We start from the raw sequence: 17,311 nt of genomic DNA on the forward strand, positions 1-17,311 counted from the left end.
CTCCCTCGTTCGTCATTGCGAGCGAAGCGAAGCAATCCAGAATCTTTCCGTGGAGCCGGTCTGGATTGCTTCGTCGCTTCGCTCCTCGCAATGACGGGTGTTGTTGTCAGCTTGCCGTCAAAACCTCTCCACCCAGGGCCGCAGCTCCAGCTCCCAGCTCCAGGCGCTGCGCGGCTGCTGTAGCACGTTCCAATAGCTCTGTGCGATCGCGTCGGGATCGAGCATTGAATCCGGCTTGTCCGCCGGCTCGCTTCGCGTCGCGCTCCTGATGCCGCCGTCGATGACGAAATGCGCGACATGGATACCCTGCGGCGACAATTCGCGCGCCATGCTCTGGGCAAGTCCGCGCAGCGCGAACTTGCCCATGGCGAAGGGAGCGGACTGCGCATAGCCCTTGACGCTGGCCGAGGCGCCGGTGAACAGGATCGCGCCGTGCTGGTTCGGCAGCATGCGCTTGGCCGCCTGCTGCGCCACCAGGAAGCCGCCATAGGCGCTGACCGCAATCGCCTGCGCGACGTCGGCCGGCACGAGATCGACGAACGGCCCGCGCGTGCGGCCGGAGGCGTTGTAGACGACGAGATCGGGCGTGCCGATCTCGCGCTCGACCAGGCCGAACAGCCGCTCCACCTCGTCGGGCTCGGTGGCGTTGCAGGCATAGGCCTTGGCCCCGGTCTCGGTGCAGAGCGCGCCAAGCTTCTCGATCTTGCGTGCGGCGAGCGCGATGCGGATGCCCTGCGCCGCAAGCAAGCGCGCCAGCGAAGCGCTGAGGCCTTCGCCGGCACCGACGATGAGGGCGATCCTGTATTTCGGGTGTTCCATGGCGTGATCTCTCGGAAGAAGGGAGCCGTTGATCTATGCATGGTCCCTGCGGACAACCAGCGGGGCGATCACAATTCCGCAGGGCGAATTGCTCCCTCGCGGCGATCATGCCGGCCTGACATTTTGCGGCTTTATCGTTGTCCGCGGCTGGAGCATGATCGACATCATCCAAAGCGGCAAGCGCAAAGAATTGCCGTCGGACGGAAACGAAGAGGAAGATCATGCCCGGACCGGTCACAGCGCAGCCAAAAGATGTCGCGGCCGCACCCTCCGGCCTGCTCGCGCCCGATACGTCGGGCATGAATTTCTACCGCGCCGATCCCGCGCTCACCGACCTGCTGCGCATTCATCTGCCGGAGAACCTGTTCCGTCACATCGAGCCGCATCTCGACCGCCTCGGTGAGCTCGCCGGCGGCCGTCTCGACGAATGCGCGCGGCTCGCCGACCGCCACACGCCCATTCTGCACCAGCGCGACAAGTTCGGCCGCGACGTGCAGTGGATCGAATATCACCCGGCCTATCGCGAGCTGGAGAACGCCGCGTTCGGCGAGTTCGGCATCCATGCGCTCTCGAACGCTAAGGGCATCATGGGCTGGCCGGACAAATATCCTGTTGTCGCCAAGCATGCTTTCACCTTCCTGTTCAACCAGACCGAATTCGGCATGGGCTGCCCGATCAACGTCACCGACGGCTGCGCCAAGCTGCTCGCCAATTTCGGCAGCGAGGCGCTGAAGGCGAAATATCTGGATAGCCTGACCTCGACCGATATGAGCAAGCTGACCCAGGGCGGCCAGTTCATGACCGAGAAGGAGGGCGGCTCCGACGTCGGCACGCTGACCACGCGCGCGGTGCAGGAGGGCGACCATTGGCGCCTCTATGGCGAGAAATGGTTCTGCTCGAATGCCGATGCGAAAGTCGTGATGCTGCTGGCGCGGCCTGAAGGCGCCGGCCCCGGCACGCGCGGCGTCGGCCTGTTCCTGATGCCGCGTTTCCTCGACGACGGCACGCAGAACTATTACCGGATCGTGCGCCTCAAGGACAAGCTCGGGACGCGCTCGATGGCCTCGGGCGAGATCAAGCTCGAAGGCGCGATCGCCTACGCCGTCGGCAAGCTCGACCGTGGTTTCGTGCAGATGGCCGAGATGGTGAACTCCTCGCGGCTGTCCAACGGCGTCAAGTCCACCGCGCTGATGCGCCGCGCCTATCACGATGCGATGACGGTGGCGACCAACCGGGTCGTGTTCGGCCAGCGCATCATCGATCTGCCGCTGGGACGGCGGCAGATGCTCAAGATCATGCTGCCGGTGGAGCAGGGTCTGTCGATGAGCTTCCTCACTGCTGATGCCCTCGACCGTGCCGAGGCCGGCAGCCAGGACGCCGCGGCGCTGCTGCGCATTCTCACCCCGACGCTGAAATTCCGCGCCACGCGCGATGCGCGCAAGGTCTGCGGCGATGCGCTCGAGATGCGCGGAGGTATCGGCTATATCGAGGAATTCGCCACCGCCCGCCTGCTGCGCGATGCGCATCTCGGCTCGGTCTGGGAAGGCACCGGCAACATTGTCGCGATCGATGCGCTGCGGCGGGCTGTGGGTCGTCATGGCGCGGAATCCGCGCTCGCGGCCGATCTGCACGCCCGGCTCGACGACAGCGGCTCGGTACCGCAGGCCTGGCGCGATCATCTGCGTGGCCTCACCGACCGCGCCGTCAGCTTCGCACGTGAAGTTGCGGCCAAGTCCGAGAACGAAGCCGATGCGCGCCGCGCCACCAGCGCGCTCTATCACGTCGCCAGCGCAGTCGCGTTCGCCTGGGAAGCACATCGCATCCACGGCATGCGCGGCGATGCACGCCGGCTGCTGCTGTCGCGCCTCGTGATCGACCATCGGGTGACGCCGAGCGATCCGTTCCGGCTGACGGAAAATACCGCGCAGGCGAAGATCGGCGAACTGCTGCTCGGCGATCGCGCCGCCGGCATGAGCGAGGTTGGCGAACTGGTCCTGGCGGCGTAGGCTGCGCGACTGCGATCAAACAAAAAGCGCGATAGGGAGTGTTCGATGAAGGCCGCCGTCCTTTATGAAGTCAACCAGCCGCTCGTCATCGAGGACATCAGCCTGCCCAAGCCCGGCCCGCGCGAAGTGCTGATCCGCACCGCGGTGGCAGGCCTCTGCCATTCCGATCTGCATTTCATGGAAGGGCTCTATCCGCATCCGCTGCCGGCGGTGCTCGGGCACGAATCCGCCGGCGTCGTCGAACAGGTCGGCTCCGACGTCACCTACGTCAAGCCTGGCGACCACGTCGTCACGTGTCTGTCCGTCTTCTGCGGCACCTGCGACAATTGCACCACCGGCCGCACCGTGCTCTGCACCGACGCCACGGTGAAGATGCTGCCGGGCGTCTCCAACCGGATGCAATGGTCGAAGCCGGAGAAGCTGCACCAGTTCCTCAACCTCTCCTCCTTCGCCGAGCAGATGCTGGTGCACGAGAACGCCATTGTGAAGATCCGCAAGGACATGCCGCTCGATCTCGCCGCGCTGATCGGCTGCGGCGTCATCACCGGCTATGGCGCGGTGGTGAACACGGCGAAGGTGACGGCCGGCGAGACCGTGGCGGTGATCGGCTGTGGCGGCGTCGGCATGGCCGCGATCAACGGCGCGCAGATCGCCGGCGCCGGCCGTATCATCGCCATCGACACCAATCCCGCAAAACTCCAGCTCGCGACCAAGCTGGGCGCGACCGACATCATCAACCCGGCCGAGGGCGATGTCGTGAAGCAGGTGCGCGACCTCACCAACGGCGGCGTGCACCATGCCTTCGAGGTGCTCGGCCGCAAGGAGACGGCCGAGCAGGCTTTTGCGATGCTCGCCTCCGGCGGCACCGCCACCATCGTCGGCATGATCCCGTTCGGCCAGAAGATCGAGCTGCACGGCTTCGACTTTCTGCGTGAGCGCAAAATCCAGGGCTCCTCGATGGGCTCGAACCACTTTCGCGGCGACATGCCGCGCCTGGTCGATTTCTATTTGCGCGGCCGGCTGCATCTGGAAGACTGGATCTCGGCCAAGCTGAAGCTCTCCGAGATCAACGAGGGCTTTGCCAACATGAAAGCGGGCAAGACGCTGCGCAGCGTGATCGTGTTCGATAGTTGATTCCAGAATCGCTGTTTTCTCTCCGTCATTGCGAGGAGCCCTCGCGACGAAGCAATCCAGCAGTCTTCGCGGAGATGGTCTGGATTGCTTCGCTTCGCTCGCAATGACGTGAAGGAATCAATCATCGAACATCTTCGGCGGCACGAAGCCGCCGAACTCGCGCTCGATCAGCTCGGCGAGCTTGAGTGGCGTCCTGTCCTCGAGGAAGGGACCCACGATCTGAGCGCCGACGGGCAGGCCGTGTTTCGACAGGCCGAGCGGAACCGCCGTTGCCGGCAGGCCGGGAAGCGTTGCGATGCCCGGCCAGGCGAGCTGGTCGGAATAGGGGTAATCCTCGCCGTCGATGCTGATCGTTCGCAGGCGCTGCTCCGGCGAATGATCGTGCGGAAAGGCCGGCGTCGGCATGATCGGGCAGATCACCGCGTCGAAGCTCTTGAACAACGCCCGCCATTGCGCGCGCAGGACGGCGCGGCTACCCGCATCGAGCACCCAGGCGCGGTGGCTCGCGGTGATGCCGCGCAGTCGCTCCGTGACGAGGCTGCGATCTTCCGGCGAGAGCTGACTTGCCCGCGCCTGCGCATCCGCCAGCTCGTCGGGAGGTAGGAACGCGCCGAGGAAGCCCAGCAGCATGCGCATGTAAAGCCGCGACGTCTCCGCGAAGTCCGGGAGCAGCGCGCTCTCGCGCGCGACGGTGACGCTGGCCGTCGCAAGATCGGCCGCGAGCCTGTCGATTGCGGCGCGGACATCCCGGTCGCTCGGCAGCAGGGGATGGCTGTCGATCACCAGGACACGAAAATCCCGCAGCGACTGATGCCGCGCGGCCGGCAAATCGAGCTTGTAGGCGATACCGGAATCGAGCGGATCGGGCCCCGCCATGACGTCGAGCAGCAAGGACAGATCCGCCGCCGTGCGCGCCATCGGCCCGATGACGGCGAGGTCGCCCTCGCGCGGAATGGCTGGAAACGGCGGCGGGGTCTCGCCGCGCGCCGCGCAGAGATTGAGGGTCGGCTTGTGCGCGAACACGCCGCAATGAAATGCCGGCACACGCAGGGAGCCACCGATGTCCGAGCCGGTGGCGAGCGCGCAATAGCCTGCAGCGAGAGCTGCCGCCGAGCCACCGGACGAACCGCCCGGCGTGCGGCCGAGATCGTAGGGGTTGTTGGTGGTGCCGTAGATGTCGTTGTAGCTCTGCCAGTCGCCGAGCCCGACCGGCACGTTGGTCTTGCCGAGGATCACGCCGCCGGCCTGCTTGATGCGGGTCACCGCCAGCGCGTCTTCTACGGGCTTGAAGTCCTTCTGCGGCACGAATCCCCAGGTCGTCGGCAGGCCGGCGATGTTGAAGGATTCCTTGATCGTCGTGGGCAGGCCGAGCAGCGGCTTGCGCTCGCCGCGTGCCAGCGCCGCATCCGCCTCGCGCGCCGCAGCGAGCGCGCGATCGAAGTCGCGCACGCACACCGCGTTGATCTTGCCGTCGTGCCGTTCGATACGCGCGATCGCCTCCTGCGCGAGCTCGACCGCCGAGACCTTCTTCGCACGCAACGCGGCCGACAGTTCGACCGCACTCCTGAAACTCCATTCCGATCCGGCCACGGCGCTTCTCCCGCTCTGGTTGCTGAAGGATGATGCGCAGTCTGGCCGAATCTCGCAACGGCTGTTTGATGGAGATTGATGTGCTGCTAGCCGTAGACAGCGAGTGTGATACGAGCTACGCCGCCCCCAGCCGTGGTTCCCCTGTCCAAATCAGGCCACGCCCGCCTTGGCGAGGAAGTCGAGCAGCAGCCTGCTCACGGCGGCCGGCTGCTCCTGCTGGACCCAATGGCCGGCGCCGTCGATGAGATGGCAGCCGAGCATCTTCGTGCACGCGCTGCGCTGCATCGTCTCGAATACGCCGGGCCGCTGATAAGTGCCCCAATCCTGCTTGCCTGAGATGAAGCAGGAGGGCACGTCGATGCTGCGGCCGGCAAACAATTGCATCTCGTTGTTGAGCATGCCCGACGTGCCGTAGCGGTACCATTGCAGCCCGCCCTGAAATCCGGTGCGGCTGTATTCGGCGCTGTAATAGGCAAGGTCGCTGTCCGGCAGCCATTTGTTCGTGGCGATCGCGGCCGGCGAGGGCATCTCCTTCGCGACCGTCTCGGCCATGGTCTCGTGCAAGTCCATTACGTAATAGGTCGGCAGCTTCGCCAGCTCCTGTGCCGACCATGCTTGCAGCGGATAGGGCTTGTTGTCGGTCCAGTCCGCGCTCTTGTGATGATAATAGGCGCGCAGGAAATCGTGCACGCCCTGCGGTGCGCGGTGCATGGCGGCGTTCGCCTCGCGCGTCGAATAGTACCATTGGTAGTGCTTGCGTGGCCGCGGCAGCGCGGCGAGTTCGCGATGCACGGGGTCCTCCACCGCGGGCTCCGCCGGATTGTCGACCGTGCCGAACGGCAGCGGCGGCGGTCCGCCGAATGGCGCGCTCAGCATCGTCACCGAACGAAACACGTCGGGCCGGATCAAGGCGCACCAGGCTGCGACCGGGCTGCCAAAATCATGTCCGACCACATCGACCTGCCTGTAGCCGAACGCCGACACCAGCCCGAGCGCATCGCGCACGAGATTGAACAGCGAGAACGGCGCGAGAGGGCCGTCGTACTCCGCGCTCCATCCCGTGGTGCGCCCGTAGCCGCGCTGGTCCGGTGCGATCACGTGGTAGCCGGCCGCGCCAAGCGCCGGCATCACCTTGCGCCAGGAGAAGGCGAGCTCGGGAAAGCCGTGCAGCAGCAGGATGCAGGGTCGTCCCTTGGTCTCGAAACCGGCCTCCAGCACATGCATCCGCAAGCCGTTGATGCCGTCGACGGTACGCGAGCGGATGCCGGCGGGCAGGGGAATGTCGGCGAGTGCGGTCATGGTATTCTCCACACGGGCAGTATCGTAGGGCGGGCAAAGGCGCAAAGCGCCGTGCCCACCGTTTTCAACGCGAGACGGCGTGGGCACGCTTCGCTTTGCCCATCCTACGACACCGCCGCGCAAACGAACGCGTTGCCCTTGCGCCGGATCTTCCCCACTGACGGCGAGGGAAAATGCGCCGTGCAGCACAGCGTGTCGGTGTCGCAATAGCGCTCCAGGAAGCTGCGGCGCGTCTTCGCGGCTGCGGCCGGATCGACGTCGAACTTGATCGACAGCTCCGGGTAGAGCGTCTGCAGGGGCGAGTGCATGAGATCGCCGGAGAACACCGCATCGTCCTTGCCGCGGCCCATCGCGATGGCGATATGGCCCGGCGTATGGCCAGGTGTCGGCAGGATGCGGACGTGGTCGCCGATCTCGTGGTCGTTGCCGACGAGCTCGTGCCTGTTGGCCTCGACCACCGGCAACACGCTATCGACGAAGGGCGGAATCTCCGTCTTCGCGTTCTGCGCGGACCAGTGATCGAACTCCTGCTTGGCGAACACATAGCGCGCCTTGGGGAAGGTCGGCACCCAGCGGCCGTTCTCCAGACGCGTATTCCAGCCGACATGATCGACATGCAGATGCGTGCACATCACGAAGTCGATGTCGTCGACCGAAAACCCCGCGGCATCGAGTCCCCGCAGGTAGGTATCGTCCGTCTTCATGTTCCATTTCGGACGATTGGGCCGCGGCTTGTCGTTACCGATGCAGCTGTCGACCAAAATGGTGTGATGCGGCGTCTTCACCACGTAGGACTGGAAGCACAGCAGCAGCACGTCCTCTTCGTCCAGCGCCTTCGCCTCGCGCATCCAGGCCCGGTTCTCGGCCAGCACCTCGGCCGTCAGCCCCGGCAGCATTTCCAGCGCCGGGACGAACGAGGTCTCCTGCTCGATGACGCGATGGATGGTGAGATCGCCGACCGAGAACTTGAGGCTCATGAGGACTCCTGAGACTTATGCCGCTGGCGGCACCGAGATCTTGACGGAGGGCCGCTCCAGCATCTTCTGGTGGAAGGCGTCGAGCTTGGGAAAGGCCTTGCGCCAGCCGCAATCGGCGAAGCGGAAGTCGGCATAGCCGAGCACGCAAACGAGGCCGATCTGCGAGATGTCGAACGGGCCGTTCAGCACGTCAGGCATGTTCTCGAAGCGCGCCATGCCGGTCCAGGCCCTGTTCCAGTGATCGTCCGACCAGGCCTGCCATTGCAGGCCCTGCGGCCGCACCATCTTCTCGTAGCGGCACAGCAGCATGGAATCGAGCATGCCGTTGATCAGCGAGTGATTGGTCTTGGCCTTCCAGCGCCGCGGGCCGTAATCCGGGACCAGGCTGCCGCCGGCGATCTCGTTGAGATATTCGACGATGACGTAGGAATCCAGGATCACCTCGCCGTCGTTGTTGATCAGCACCGGCAGCTTCTTCAGCGGCGTGATCTTCGAATAGTCCTCGTTGGCCGTGCCCGGCACGACGCTCGCAGGCACGAGCTCGATCTTGTCGATCAGCCCGAGCTCGATCGCGGCGATGCGCACCTTGCGGGCAAAGGGCGAGGCGGGGGAGAAGGTGAGCTTCATGGGAATTCCCTGGGCGGTGACCGGCAACTGGTTTTCGTCATTGCGAGGAGCGAAGCGACGAAGCAATCCAGAGTGTCGCCGCGGAGGGATTCTGGATTGCTTCGCTTCGCTCGCAATGACGGCGAGAGACGGAGGCCTTACGCCGCCACGACCTCCTGGCGCTGCTCGCCGAGGCCTTCGATGCCGAGCGTGACGACGTCGCCGACATTGAGGAAGGTCGGCGGCTTCATGCCGAGGCCGACGCCGGGCGGGGTGCCCGTGGTGATGACGTCGCCGGGCAGGAGCGTCATGAACTGCGAGACATAGGAGATGCACTTGGCCATGGAGAAGATCATGGTCTTGGTCGAGCCGGTCTGGCGGCGCTGGCCGTTGACGTCGAGCCACATCGACAGGTTCTGCACGTCCTTGATCTCGTCCTTGGTGGCAAGCCAGGGTCCGAGCGGGCCGAACGTGTCGTGCGACTTGCCCTTGGTCCATTGACCCAGGCGCTCGATCTGGAAGGCGCGCTCGGAGACGTCGTTGCAGACGCAATAGCCGGCAACGTGGTTCAGCGCGTCGGCTTCCGAGACGTATTTGGCGCGGGTGCCGATGATGGCGGCGATCTCGACCTCCCAGTCGAGCTTGGTCGAGCCGCGCGGCTTCTCGACCGGATCGTTCGGGCCCGACAGCGAGGTGTTGGCCTTCATGAAGATGATCGGCTCGCTCGGGATCTCGGCGCCGGTCTCCTTGGCATGGTCGGAATAGTTGAGGCCGATCGCCACGAATTTCGAGATGCCGGTGACGGGGGCACCGAACCGCGGCTTGCCGGAGACGGCGGGCAGCGAGGCGGGATCGAGCGCCGCCAGCTTCTTCAGGGATTCCGGCGAATAGGCCTCGCCGGTGAGGTCCTTCACATGCGCCGACAGGTCGCGCAACTGGCCGGATCTGTCGATCAGGCCGGGCTTTTCCGCCCCCTTCTCGCCATAACGAACAAGCTTCATTCTCGTTTCTCCCTGGAGATTGGACCGATCGGTTGAATAGCTTCTTGGAACAGGGCGGCGGGAAATTCAACCGCTCAAAACGGAGATCACCCCAGCGCCATAAACCTGAACGCGTCGCCGTCGCGCTCGATGTGCCCGGCCGAAAAGTGCCCGCCGATCACCAGCGTCGGCGTGTCGGCGAAGCGGCCGAACAGCGCCGCCCTGGTCGTAGCGGATTGCCCCTGGTCGGAATCGGCGGTGGAGGACCAGTCGAGATGCGCCATCTGGCAGGGGTGGTGGGCGACGTCGCCGGTGAGCAGGCCCTGCTCGCCGTCGGACCGGATCAGGACGCTCATATGGCCGGGGCTGTGGCCCGGGGTCGGGATCATGCTGATCTCCTCGCAGATCCTGTGGTCGCTCGCGATCAAATCGGCCCTGCCGGCATCGACGATCGGCTGGACGGAATCGCCGAACACGGCCTGCTTGTCCGGCTCGGTCGAATGGTCGCGCCAATATTCGTATTCGGTCCTGCCGAAAATGTAGCGCGCCTTCGGAAAGGTCGGCACCCATGAGCCGTCGACCAGCTTCGTATTCCAGCCGACATGGTCGACGTGGAGATGCGTGCACAGCACGGTGTCGATGCTGTCAGGCGGAAACCCCGCTGCTGTCACGGTCTCCAGAAAGGGTGTGCTGCGGTTGTTCCAGGTGGGGACGCCGCGGCCCTGCTTGTCGTTGCCAAGGCCGGTGTCCACCACGATCCGGCGCGTCGGCGTCTGCACCACCAGCGAGTGGATCGACATCTTCAGACGCCCTTCTGCGGTGGCGAAATGCGGGATCAGCCAGGGCAGCTTCTGGATCTCGTCATGGGTCGCTGCCGGCAGGATGAAGCGGGTCGAGCCGACCGTCTCCATTTCGACGAATTTCGTGATCCTGACCTTGCCGACTTTCCACTGCATCCGGCGCCTCCCCCGCATTCTTGCTCTTGCGCTGGAACATGCCCATTTTCTGCCATCGAGCGCAATGGATCATCTGAGGTGATGTGGCGTTATCGCGGGGAACTGGACAGTAGCCGAAGAGGACGCCATGCCAGAGCTTGCGATTTCCGCGGAGAAGGTCGCCTTCATTATCGAAAAGGCGCGCGAATTCGACGTCAAGGAGGGGGCTTCTGATCCCGACTCCGGCTCGAACGCCGCCGACGACGATATGATGGACGTCCTCGACGACGACGGCTCCGATCCTGTCGTCCAGGAGCTCGGCAGCTTCATGATCGCGCTGAACGAGGACGAGCAGCTCGATCTCGTCGCGCTGACTTGGCTCGGCCGCGGCGACGGCACGATCGATGAATGGGACGATCTGCGCGCCCGCGCGGTGGAGGCGAGGCGTGAGTATCGCAGCCCGCGCCGCGAGACTGTGCACTATCTGCTCGGCGAGCCCATGCTGGGCGACCTGCTCGCAGACGGGCTCGACGAATTCGGCATCGACTGGACCGATGAGCGCACCACCGCCGATTCCTCCGCTCCGAGCCAGCAGGATGAGGACGAGCCGACCAAGCAGCGGTGATGATCTTACCTCGCCCCGCTTGCGGGGAGAGGTCGGCGCGAAGCGCCGGGTGAGGGGGACTCTCCACGAGTCCAGCTCTCACCGTGTTTGTCGAAGCAGCCCCTCACCCCAACGCTCTCCCCGTAAGAACGGGGAGAGGGAGAGGACCAGTTACAGCGTCCCCGGGAAAGCACCGCCATCGAGCAGGATGTTCTGGCCCGTGATGAAGCCGGCCTTGGCGCCACATAGGAAGGCGCAGGCATAGCCGAACTCGTCGGGCTGGCCGAAGCGGCCAGCGGGGTTGAGCTTGGCGCGCTCGGCCAAAATCTGCTGCGGTGTGACACCGCGCTTGTCGGCCTCGCCCTTCGCGGTGCTGGTCAAGCGATCGGTCTCGAACGGGCCCGGCAACAGGCCGTTGATGGTGACGTTGTTGATGACAGTCTTGCGCGACAGGCCGGCGATGAAGCCTGTGAGCCCGGCGCGCGCGCCGTTGGAGAGGCCGAGGATATCGATCGGCGCCTTGACCGCGGCCGAGGTGATGTTGACGATGCGGCCGAACTTGCGCGCCATCATGCCGTCGACCGTCGCCTTGATCAGCTCGATCGGGGTCAGCATGTTGGCGTCGATCGCCTTGATCCAGTCATCGCGGGTCCAGTTGCGGAAATCGCCGGGCGGCGGGCCGCCGGCATTGTTGATCAGGATGTCGGGCTCGGGGCAGGCCTTCAGCACCGCCTCGCGGCCCGCGGGCGTCGTGATGTCGCCGACGATCTCGGTGACCGTCACGTCGGGATAGGCCTTGCGGATCTCGTCGGCGGTCTTCTTCAGTGCTTCGGCGCCGCGCGCGGTCAGCGTGACGTGAACGCCGGCCTCGGCCAGCGAGACGGCGCAGGCGCGGCCGAGGCCCTTGCTGGATGCGCAGACGATGGCGCGGCGACCTTTGATCCCAAGATCCACTGTTTCACTCCCGTATATGTCAGGCAGGTTTTGGACAGGCCGCACTCTAGCCAAATGCGATGCTGCTGATAAGAGACGGGCTCGCATCAAAATGCATGGCGCGCGCCTGGGTGATGCAAATGCGCGGGCATGATCCGGACTAGATGCGCCGCTCCTGCTTGAGGCGGTCGATCGCGGCGGCGGCTTCCGGCGGCAGCGACTTGAAGCCCATCTGGCCCAGGGTCGAGAACAGCGGCCGCAGATGCGAGCCGGCGAGGAAGGGCGGCTGGCGGTTCGCCGGCACGATCTGGTCGAACACCAGTACCAAGGTGGTGGCGACGAGGCCCACCCTGGCGGCGCCGAGCGCCGCGCCGCCGAACCGGTCGCCGATGCCGGCCTCGCCGATCGTGTCGTTCAGCGCGATGCGGCCGATATGGCCGAACAGCATTCCGACGACAACGAAGATGGCGAAGAACCAGATCCAGTTCTGCAGCAGCGGCGAGTTCGGATTGCCGGCGATCTGCGGTGCGATCAGCGGCATCAGTGCCACCGCGATCGGCGCGGCGAGCAGATAAGCGAGGATGGTCATCGCGCTGCGCAGCAGCCCGGTCCTGAACCCCAAGCCGACCGCGACGGCCAGCGTGGCATAGACGGCGAGATCGAAACTGTTCATGCGAAAAAGCCCTGCCTCGACGGAACGAATGAACGCCGAGCCGATCATTCCGGTTTCAGATCGCTAAAATCGTCTGTATTGGTGGCTCCAAAGCTTAAGGGAACCGCGCAAGGAACGCGTCATGTCAGACCTATTCGACGTCAGTAAAGAAACCATCCTCGTCACGGGTGCGAGCCAGGGGCTCGGCCGGCAATTTGCCCGGGTGCTGGCGGCGCATGGTGCGGCCGTCGCGCTCGCTGCGCGGCAGACCGACAAATTGAGGAGCCTGGAAGAGGAAATTCGCGGCAAGGGCGGCCGTGCCGCGGCAGTCTCGCTCGACGTCACCGACACCGCCTCGATCGCCAGGGCCGTCGATGCCGTCGAAGCCGCGCTCGGCCCGGTCACGGTGCTGATCAACAATGCCGGCATCGCCATCGAGAAGCTCGCGACCGAGCAGACCGAGGCGGATTGGGACGCGGTGGTCGGCGCCAATCTCAAGGGCGCCTATTTCCTCGCAACCGAAGTGGCGCGCCGCATGATCGCGCGCAAGCAGCCGGGCAACATCGTCAACATCGCCTCCGTGCTCGGCACCGGCGTCTTGAAGGCGCTCTCGCCTTACGCGATCTCCAAGGCCGGCATCATCCAGGCGACGAGAGCGATGGCACTTGAGCTCGCGGGCCAGAACATCCGCATCAACGCGCTCGCGCCCGGCTATATCGATACCGAGATGAACCACGCCTTCTGGTCGACGCCGGCAGGCGAGCGCCTCGCCAAGCGCATCCCGCAACGCCGCGTCGGCGCCGAGTCCGATCTCGACGGCGCGATCCTGCTGCTGGCATCGAATGCGTCGCGCTACATGACGGGCAGCGTGGTGACCGTGGACGGCGGGTTCTTGCTGAGTTGAACGGTATTCGCCGCCCTATCCACGGGAATCAATTACCGCATCTCCCCTCTGATCATATCCGCCGCCTTCTCCCCGATCATGATGGTCGGCGCATTGGTGTTGCCGCCGATCAGCGTCGGCATGATCGAGGCGTCGACGACGCGCAATCCTCCGACGCCATGCACCTTCAACGCGGGATCGACCACGGCCATCGCGTCCGTGCCCATCTTGCAGGTGCCGACGGGGTGATAGACGGTGTCGACACGCGCGCGCAGAATGGCGCGGATGTCGTCATCCGTTGTCACACCGGATGTGAACATGTCCTTCTTCTGCAGCGCGCGCAGCGCAGGCGTCTCCATCAGCCGCCGCGTCGTCTTGAAGCCGGCCACCATCGCCTCGAGATCTTCCGCCTCGCCCAGAAAGTTCGGGTCGATCATCGGTGCTGCGAGCGGATCGGCGCTTTTCAGCCTAATACTGCCGCGGCTCTTCGGTCTGAGCAGACAGAAATGGCATGAGAAGCCTGCCTCCTTGTGCTTCTTGCGGCCGTGGTCGTCGAGCATCGCGATGACGAAGTGGAGCTGGATGTCCGGTATGTCGAGATCGGGCCGGGTCTTCAGAAAGCCGCCGCACTCGGCGAAATTGGTGGTCATCACGCCGCGCCGCTCGCGGCGATATCGCTGGATACCGCGCAGCAAGGATGGCAGCCGATTGATCGAGGCGTGAACGAAGTGCGGATAATCGGAGGCGTAGACGAATACGAAATCCGGATGGTCCTGCAGATTGCGCCCGACGCCGGGCAGGTGATGCACGACGCCGATACCGTGCGCGGCCAGCGCGTCGCCGGCACCTAGTCCCGACAGCATCAAGAGCTGCGGTGACTGGAAGGCGCCGGCGGCGAGGATCACCTCGCGGCGGGCGCGCAGCTGCTTTGTCTGCTTGCCCTGCACATATTCGATGCCGACCGCACGCCCTGATTCAAACATGATTTTCGTTGCTTGCGCCCCGGTCTCGACCCGCAGATTCGGCCGCTTGCCCAGATGGGGCGCCACATAAGCCCGCGCCGCGCTCCAGCGCTCGCCGCCCCGCTGGGTCACTTGGTAGCTGCCGAGCCCTTCATGGTCCTCGGCATTGAAGTCCTCGCGGATGCGGAACTGCGCCTCGCGCGCGGCCTGATGGAAGATGTCGTGAATCGGGTTGTCCGAGCGCAGCCGGTTGACATGCAGCGGTCCGCCCTTGCCGTGATATTCGCCGTCGAAATCGGCGTTGTCTTCCGAGCGCTTGAAGTAGGGCAGCACGTCCGCATAGGACCAGCCGGAATTGCCGAGCGCGGCCCAGTGGTCGTAATCCCATTTGTGGCCACGGATATAGACCATGGCGTTGATCGCCGAGGACCCGCCGAGGCCCTTGCCGCGCGGCTGATAGCCGATGCGGCCGTTCAATCCCTTCTGCGGCACGGTATCGAACCCCCAGTTGGCCGCGGCGTAAGGCAAGGCGAGCCCGAATGGCGTCGTGATCCGCCAGGTGTCATTGCGTCCGCCCGCATCGAGCAGCGCAACGGATGTCGGCGCATCCTCCGACAGCCGCCCCGCAATTGTGCAGCCGCCCGAGCCGGCGCCCACGACGACGAAATCGAATGTGTCGGTCAATGTTGTTCCCCCCCGTTCACCGTCATTCCGGGGCGCGCGAAGCGCGAACCCGGAATCCATTCAGCCGCATGACGTGCTGTGAGATGGATTTTCGGGTTCGATGCTGCGCATCGCCCCTGAATGACACTCCGGGCGTTTCGCCCTTAATCTTGTTGCCCCAGGCTGGCGTTTTGTGGAACTTCTGGCAAGAGCGCGCGGATTGGTGCGGAAATTGGTCGATTCCCCTGTCATAAAGTCGAAAAAAACGTTCCCGCAGCCCTTTCCAAAGGCAGCCCGCCTTGATACATACCGCCCGCACCCGACGGGCATTGCCCCTGGGGTCGCCTTCCAAGGAAGCCTTTGGGACGGAAGCGGAGAGCCAGCGCGACCAGCGCCGGCCTCAACCGACCGTCCCCAGGATGCAACCGAAGGCGCGCAAAGGTTTAACGCGGGGTGGAGCAGCCCGGTAGCTCGTCAGGCTCATAACCTGAAGGTCATAGGTTCAAATCCTATCCCCGCAACCAAGGAAACCTAAGCCCCTGAAATCGTGAGATTTCAGGGGCTTTGTATTTCAGGCTCCTGTTGAAGCCGCAACCAATCTTCCTAGTCTATTGATGCTGGTTCACCTGAGCGCACGGCTTCTTGGATGTGCAGAGCGATCTCGTCTTCGCTGCGGCCACCGTTGATCGCGGCGCGTCCGCCAAAGATGAAATGGGGCACCGAGCGGACGCCTGCCTCCGCAGCCAGGACCGCCTCGTGCTCGACACGTCTGTGTTGCTCGGGATCGAGCGCTATCGCACGAGCTTCTTCGCGTTCGAACCCATAGGCCACGGCGATATCCGCGAGGACATCGGCGTCTGAGATGTTCTTTGCTTCCAGAAAATGGGCACCGGTGATCGCGACCGCGAGCTGATGCTGCGTACCTCGTGCTCGCGCCGCAAGGATTAACCCGTGCGCCGCTTGCGTTCTGTAAGTCCAGAGCTGGCGGCTTAGGTCGAGGTCAAGGCCGGACGCCCGTGCTTCCGCCTCAGGCCGGGCGAACGAAGCCTTCGGATCCGTCACACCATACCGCGAGCGGAGAAGATCCGGAATGTAGAGGCCCTCCGCTGGCGCATCGGGAAGCAAAAGGACAGGATGTTGTCGAATATCCACGTCCAGCTCAGGGAACCGTTCCGCCAGGACCTTATCGAGGCGGTGATGTCCGATGATGCACCAAGGACAGGTGATCTCGGTGTAAAGGTCGATTTGGAGCATTATGTCATCCCTCTGATCGTTGAGCTTGCGGTCGTGGGTTAATCTGAGCCACTCGGCGGCGGCTGCGGCGCCTTTCATCCGTGAGTCAGGACGGGCTATCGGCGGGAGGCAAGCCGGGATCGATCCCGGTCATCTTTACGGACACATCCCACAGTCGTTTGGCGAACTGCGGATTCCTCGCCTCCTCAGAGGGAACACCTTCACCGGAAGGGCCGCGCAGCCCGGAGAATCCCGTCGGCCCGTAGTAACCGCCAGGCTTTATTCGTCCGGTCGCTGCGTGCAGCGCGCCCCAGGCGCCCATGGCGGGCGTGGCGAATAGCAACCCGATCAGGGACATCGCTATGTTGCCCCACCAGCTGCCGCGGGCGAGGTTCGTTCCGACAAGACCCGGATGGCAGGCTACTGCCGTTACCGGCGCTCCTGCCGCGCTCAACCGCCGGTCCAGCTCGAAGACGAAGAGCAGGTTCGCGAGCTTGCTGGCGCCATAGCGCGGGAGCCAATTGTAGGTCTTCTGCGCGTTAAGGTCTTCCCATTCGATTTTCGCGTCCTTGTGCTGCCCGCTGCTCGTGACGACGATGCGCGATCCGGGCGTTTCCATGAGCTTGGGCAGCAGCAGCGCGGTCAACGCGAAGCAGCCAAGGTGATTGACGCCGAATGTCTGCTCGAAGCCCTGTGCTGTGCGCTTCAGCGTCGGCCCCTGCACGCCGGCATTGTTGATCAGCACGTCAACACGCGCCTCCTTGACGGCCAGTTCGGCCGCGCGTCGCACACTCGTCAGATCCGCCAGGTCAAGCGGCAGGAACGCGAGTTCAGCCCCCGGAGTCTTTTGACGAATCCGGCTCATCGCGGCTCTCGCCTTCGCTTCGTCGCGGCAGGCGAGCAGCACCCGCGCATGCCGCGCCGCCAGCGCGCTCGCCACTTCGAAGCCTATGCCGGTATTGGCCCCCGTGACGATGAAGCACTTGCCTGACTGATCGGGCACATCGGCCGTCGTAAATCCCTTGGATGGCACAG

Annotated in this window: 16 protein-coding genes and 1 tRNA gene; 5 read left to right on the forward strand and 12 right to left on the reverse strand. The window is 64.6% G+C overall.

What is annotated here, in order from left to right; genetic code table 11:
* Positions 1–117: 117 nt before the first annotated feature.
* A complete protein-coding gene (locus P0R31_RS32230) occupies positions 118–819 on the reverse strand; it encodes an SDR family oxidoreductase (protein ID WP_275518609.1) in 702 nt (233 codons plus the stop codon).
* Positions 820–1,040: 221 nt separating this feature from the next.
* Between P0R31_RS32230 and P0R31_RS32235 the strand changes: the two genes are divergently transcribed.
* A complete protein-coding gene (locus tag P0R31_RS32235) occupies positions 1,041–2,825 on the forward strand; it encodes an acyl-CoA dehydrogenase family protein (protein WP_275518611.1) in 1,785 nt (594 codons plus the stop codon).
* Between the two features lie 45 nt (positions 2,826–2,870).
* Positions 2,871–3,959 carry a Zn-dependent alcohol dehydrogenase gene (locus P0R31_RS32240; RefSeq protein WP_275518612.1) on the forward strand — a complete coding sequence of 363 codons (1,089 nt, stop codon included), beginning with the start codon at positions 2,871–2,873 and terminating at the stop codon, positions 3,957–3,959.
* Between the two features lie 117 nt (positions 3,960–4,076).
* On the opposite strand, the gene P0R31_RS32245 is transcribed toward P0R31_RS32240, so the two are convergent.
* The 6 genes from P0R31_RS32245 to P0R31_RS32270 all read right to left on the reverse strand — a co-directional run bounded on the left by P0R31_RS32245 (position 4,077) and on the right by P0R31_RS32270 (position 10,367).
* Entirely contained in the window at positions 4,077–5,549 is a 1,473-nt protein-coding gene (locus tag P0R31_RS32245; protein ID WP_275518613.1) for an amidase, read from the reverse strand.
* Positions 5,550–5,699: 150 nt separating this feature from the next.
* Positions 5,700–6,848, reverse strand: a complete 1,149-nt coding sequence (locus P0R31_RS32250; protein WP_275518614.1) for an alpha/beta hydrolase — start codon at positions 6,846–6,848, stop codon at positions 5,700–5,702.
* Positions 6,849–6,952: 104 nt separating this feature from the next.
* Positions 6,953–7,825, reverse strand: a complete 873-nt coding sequence (locus P0R31_RS32255; protein WP_275518615.1) for an MBL fold metallo-hydrolase — start codon at positions 7,823–7,825, stop codon at positions 6,953–6,955.
* A gap of 15 nt (positions 7,826–7,840) precedes the next feature.
* Entirely contained in the window at positions 7,841–8,452 is a 612-nt protein-coding gene (locus tag P0R31_RS32260) for a glutathione S-transferase family protein (RefSeq protein WP_275518616.1), read from the reverse strand.
* Between the two features lie 137 nt (positions 8,453–8,589).
* Entirely contained in the window at positions 8,590–9,432 is an 843-nt protein-coding gene (locus P0R31_RS32265; RefSeq protein WP_275518617.1) for a fumarylacetoacetate hydrolase family protein, read from the reverse strand.
* Between the two features lie 86 nt (positions 9,433–9,518).
* Positions 9,519–10,367 (reverse strand): MBL fold metallo-hydrolase, encoded by an 849-nt coding sequence (locus P0R31_RS32270; protein WP_275518618.1) that lies wholly within the window; start codon positions 10,365–10,367, stop codon positions 9,519–9,521.
* 127 nt (positions 10,368–10,494) lie between these two features.
* Between P0R31_RS32270 and P0R31_RS32275 the strand changes: the two genes are divergently transcribed.
* Positions 10,495–10,971: a DUF3775 domain-containing protein gene (locus tag P0R31_RS32275; RefSeq protein WP_275518619.1), complete on the forward strand. Its 477-nt coding sequence runs from the start codon at positions 10,495–10,497 to the stop codon at positions 10,969–10,971.
* A 150-nt stretch (positions 10,972–11,121) separates the two neighbouring features.
* Here P0R31_RS32275 and P0R31_RS32280 read toward each other — a convergent pair whose 3' ends face one another.
* Both P0R31_RS32280 and P0R31_RS32285 read right to left on the reverse strand, forming a co-directional pair.
* Positions 11,122–11,904 carry an SDR family oxidoreductase gene (locus P0R31_RS32280; protein ID WP_275518620.1) on the reverse strand — a complete coding sequence of 261 codons (783 nt, stop codon included), beginning with the start codon at positions 11,902–11,904 and terminating at the stop codon, positions 11,122–11,124.
* A gap of 139 nt (positions 11,905–12,043) precedes the next feature.
* Complete coding sequence (locus tag P0R31_RS32285) at positions 12,044–12,556, reverse strand: CvpA family protein (protein WP_275518621.1); 513 nt, start codon at positions 12,554–12,556, stop codon at positions 12,044–12,046.
* A gap of 121 nt (positions 12,557–12,677) precedes the next feature.
* Between P0R31_RS32285 and P0R31_RS32290 the strand changes: the two genes are divergently transcribed.
* Positions 12,678–13,439, forward strand: coding sequence for an SDR family oxidoreductase (locus P0R31_RS32290; RefSeq protein WP_275518622.1), 762 nt, complete (start codon positions 12,678–12,680; stop codon positions 13,437–13,439).
* A gap of 32 nt (positions 13,440–13,471) precedes the next feature.
* Here P0R31_RS32290 and P0R31_RS32295 read toward each other — a convergent pair whose 3' ends face one another.
* Positions 13,472–15,064 (reverse strand): GMC family oxidoreductase, encoded by a 1,593-nt coding sequence (locus tag P0R31_RS32295; protein ID WP_275518623.1) that lies wholly within the window; start codon positions 15,062–15,064, stop codon positions 13,472–13,474.
* 426 nt (positions 15,065–15,490) lie between these two features.
* Here P0R31_RS32295 and P0R31_RS32300 point away from each other — a divergent pair.
* A tRNA-Met gene (locus P0R31_RS32300) sits at positions 15,491–15,567 on the forward strand.
* Between the two features lie 79 nt (positions 15,568–15,646).
* On the opposite strand, the gene P0R31_RS32305 is transcribed toward P0R31_RS32300, so the two are convergent.
* Entirely contained in the window at positions 15,647–16,297 is a 651-nt protein-coding gene (locus P0R31_RS32305) for a DsbA family oxidoreductase (RefSeq protein WP_275518642.1), read from the reverse strand.
* Positions 16,298–16,382: 85 nt separating this feature from the next.
* Positions 16,383–17,309, reverse strand: coding sequence for an oxidoreductase (locus tag P0R31_RS32310; protein ID WP_275518624.1), 927 nt, complete (start codon positions 17,307–17,309; stop codon positions 16,383–16,385).
* Positions 17,310–17,311 lie beyond the last annotated feature (2 nt).

This window comes from Bradyrhizobium yuanmingense (assembly GCF_029167105.1).
Lineage (GTDB): Bacteria > Pseudomonadota > Alphaproteobacteria > Rhizobiales > Xanthobacteraceae > Bradyrhizobium > Bradyrhizobium yuanmingense_A.

What these genes read in the sequence shown, in the direction of transcription:
- P0R31_RS32230 (WP_275518609.1), bottom strand. Translation starts at nt 819, where the DNA reads ATGGAACACCCGAAATACAGGATCGCCCTCATCGTCGGTGCCGGCGAA.
- P0R31_RS32235 (WP_275518611.1), top strand. Translation starts at nt 1,041, where the DNA reads ATGCCCGGACCGGTCACAGCGCAGCCAAAAGATGTCGCGGCCGCACCC.
- P0R31_RS32240 (WP_275518612.1), top strand. Translation starts at nt 2,871, where the DNA reads ATGAAGGCCGCCGTCCTTTATGAAGTCAACCAGCCGCTCGTCATCGAG.
- P0R31_RS32250 (WP_275518614.1), bottom strand. Translation starts at nt 6,848, where the DNA reads ATGACCGCACTCGCCGACATTCCCCTGCCCGCCGGCATCCGCTCGCGT.
- P0R31_RS32255 (WP_275518615.1), bottom strand. Translation starts at nt 7,825, where the DNA reads ATGAGCCTCAAGTTCTCGGTCGGCGATCTCACCATCCATCGCGTCATC.
- P0R31_RS32260 (WP_275518616.1), bottom strand. Translation starts at nt 8,452, where the DNA reads ATGAAGCTCACCTTCTCCCCCGCCTCGCCCTTTGCCCGCAAGGTGCGC.
- P0R31_RS32265 (WP_275518617.1), bottom strand. Translation starts at nt 9,432, where the DNA reads ATGAAGCTTGTTCGTTATGGCGAGAAGGGGGCGGAAAAGCCCGGCCTG.
- P0R31_RS32270 (WP_275518618.1), bottom strand. Translation starts at nt 10,367, where the DNA reads ATGCAGTGGAAAGTCGGCAAGGTCAGGATCACGAAATTCGTCGAAATG.
- P0R31_RS32275 (WP_275518619.1), top strand. Translation starts at nt 10,495, where the DNA reads ATGCCAGAGCTTGCGATTTCCGCGGAGAAGGTCGCCTTCATTATCGAA.
- P0R31_RS32285 (WP_275518621.1), bottom strand. Translation starts at nt 12,556, where the DNA reads ATGAACAGTTTCGATCTCGCCGTCTATGCCACGCTGGCCGTCGCGGTC.
- P0R31_RS32290 (WP_275518622.1), top strand. Translation starts at nt 12,678, where the DNA reads ATGTCAGACCTATTCGACGTCAGTAAAGAAACCATCCTCGTCACGGGT.
- P0R31_RS32305 (WP_275518642.1), bottom strand. Translation starts at nt 16,297, where the DNA reads ATGCTCCAAATCGACCTTTACACCGAGATCACCTGTCCTTGGTGCATC.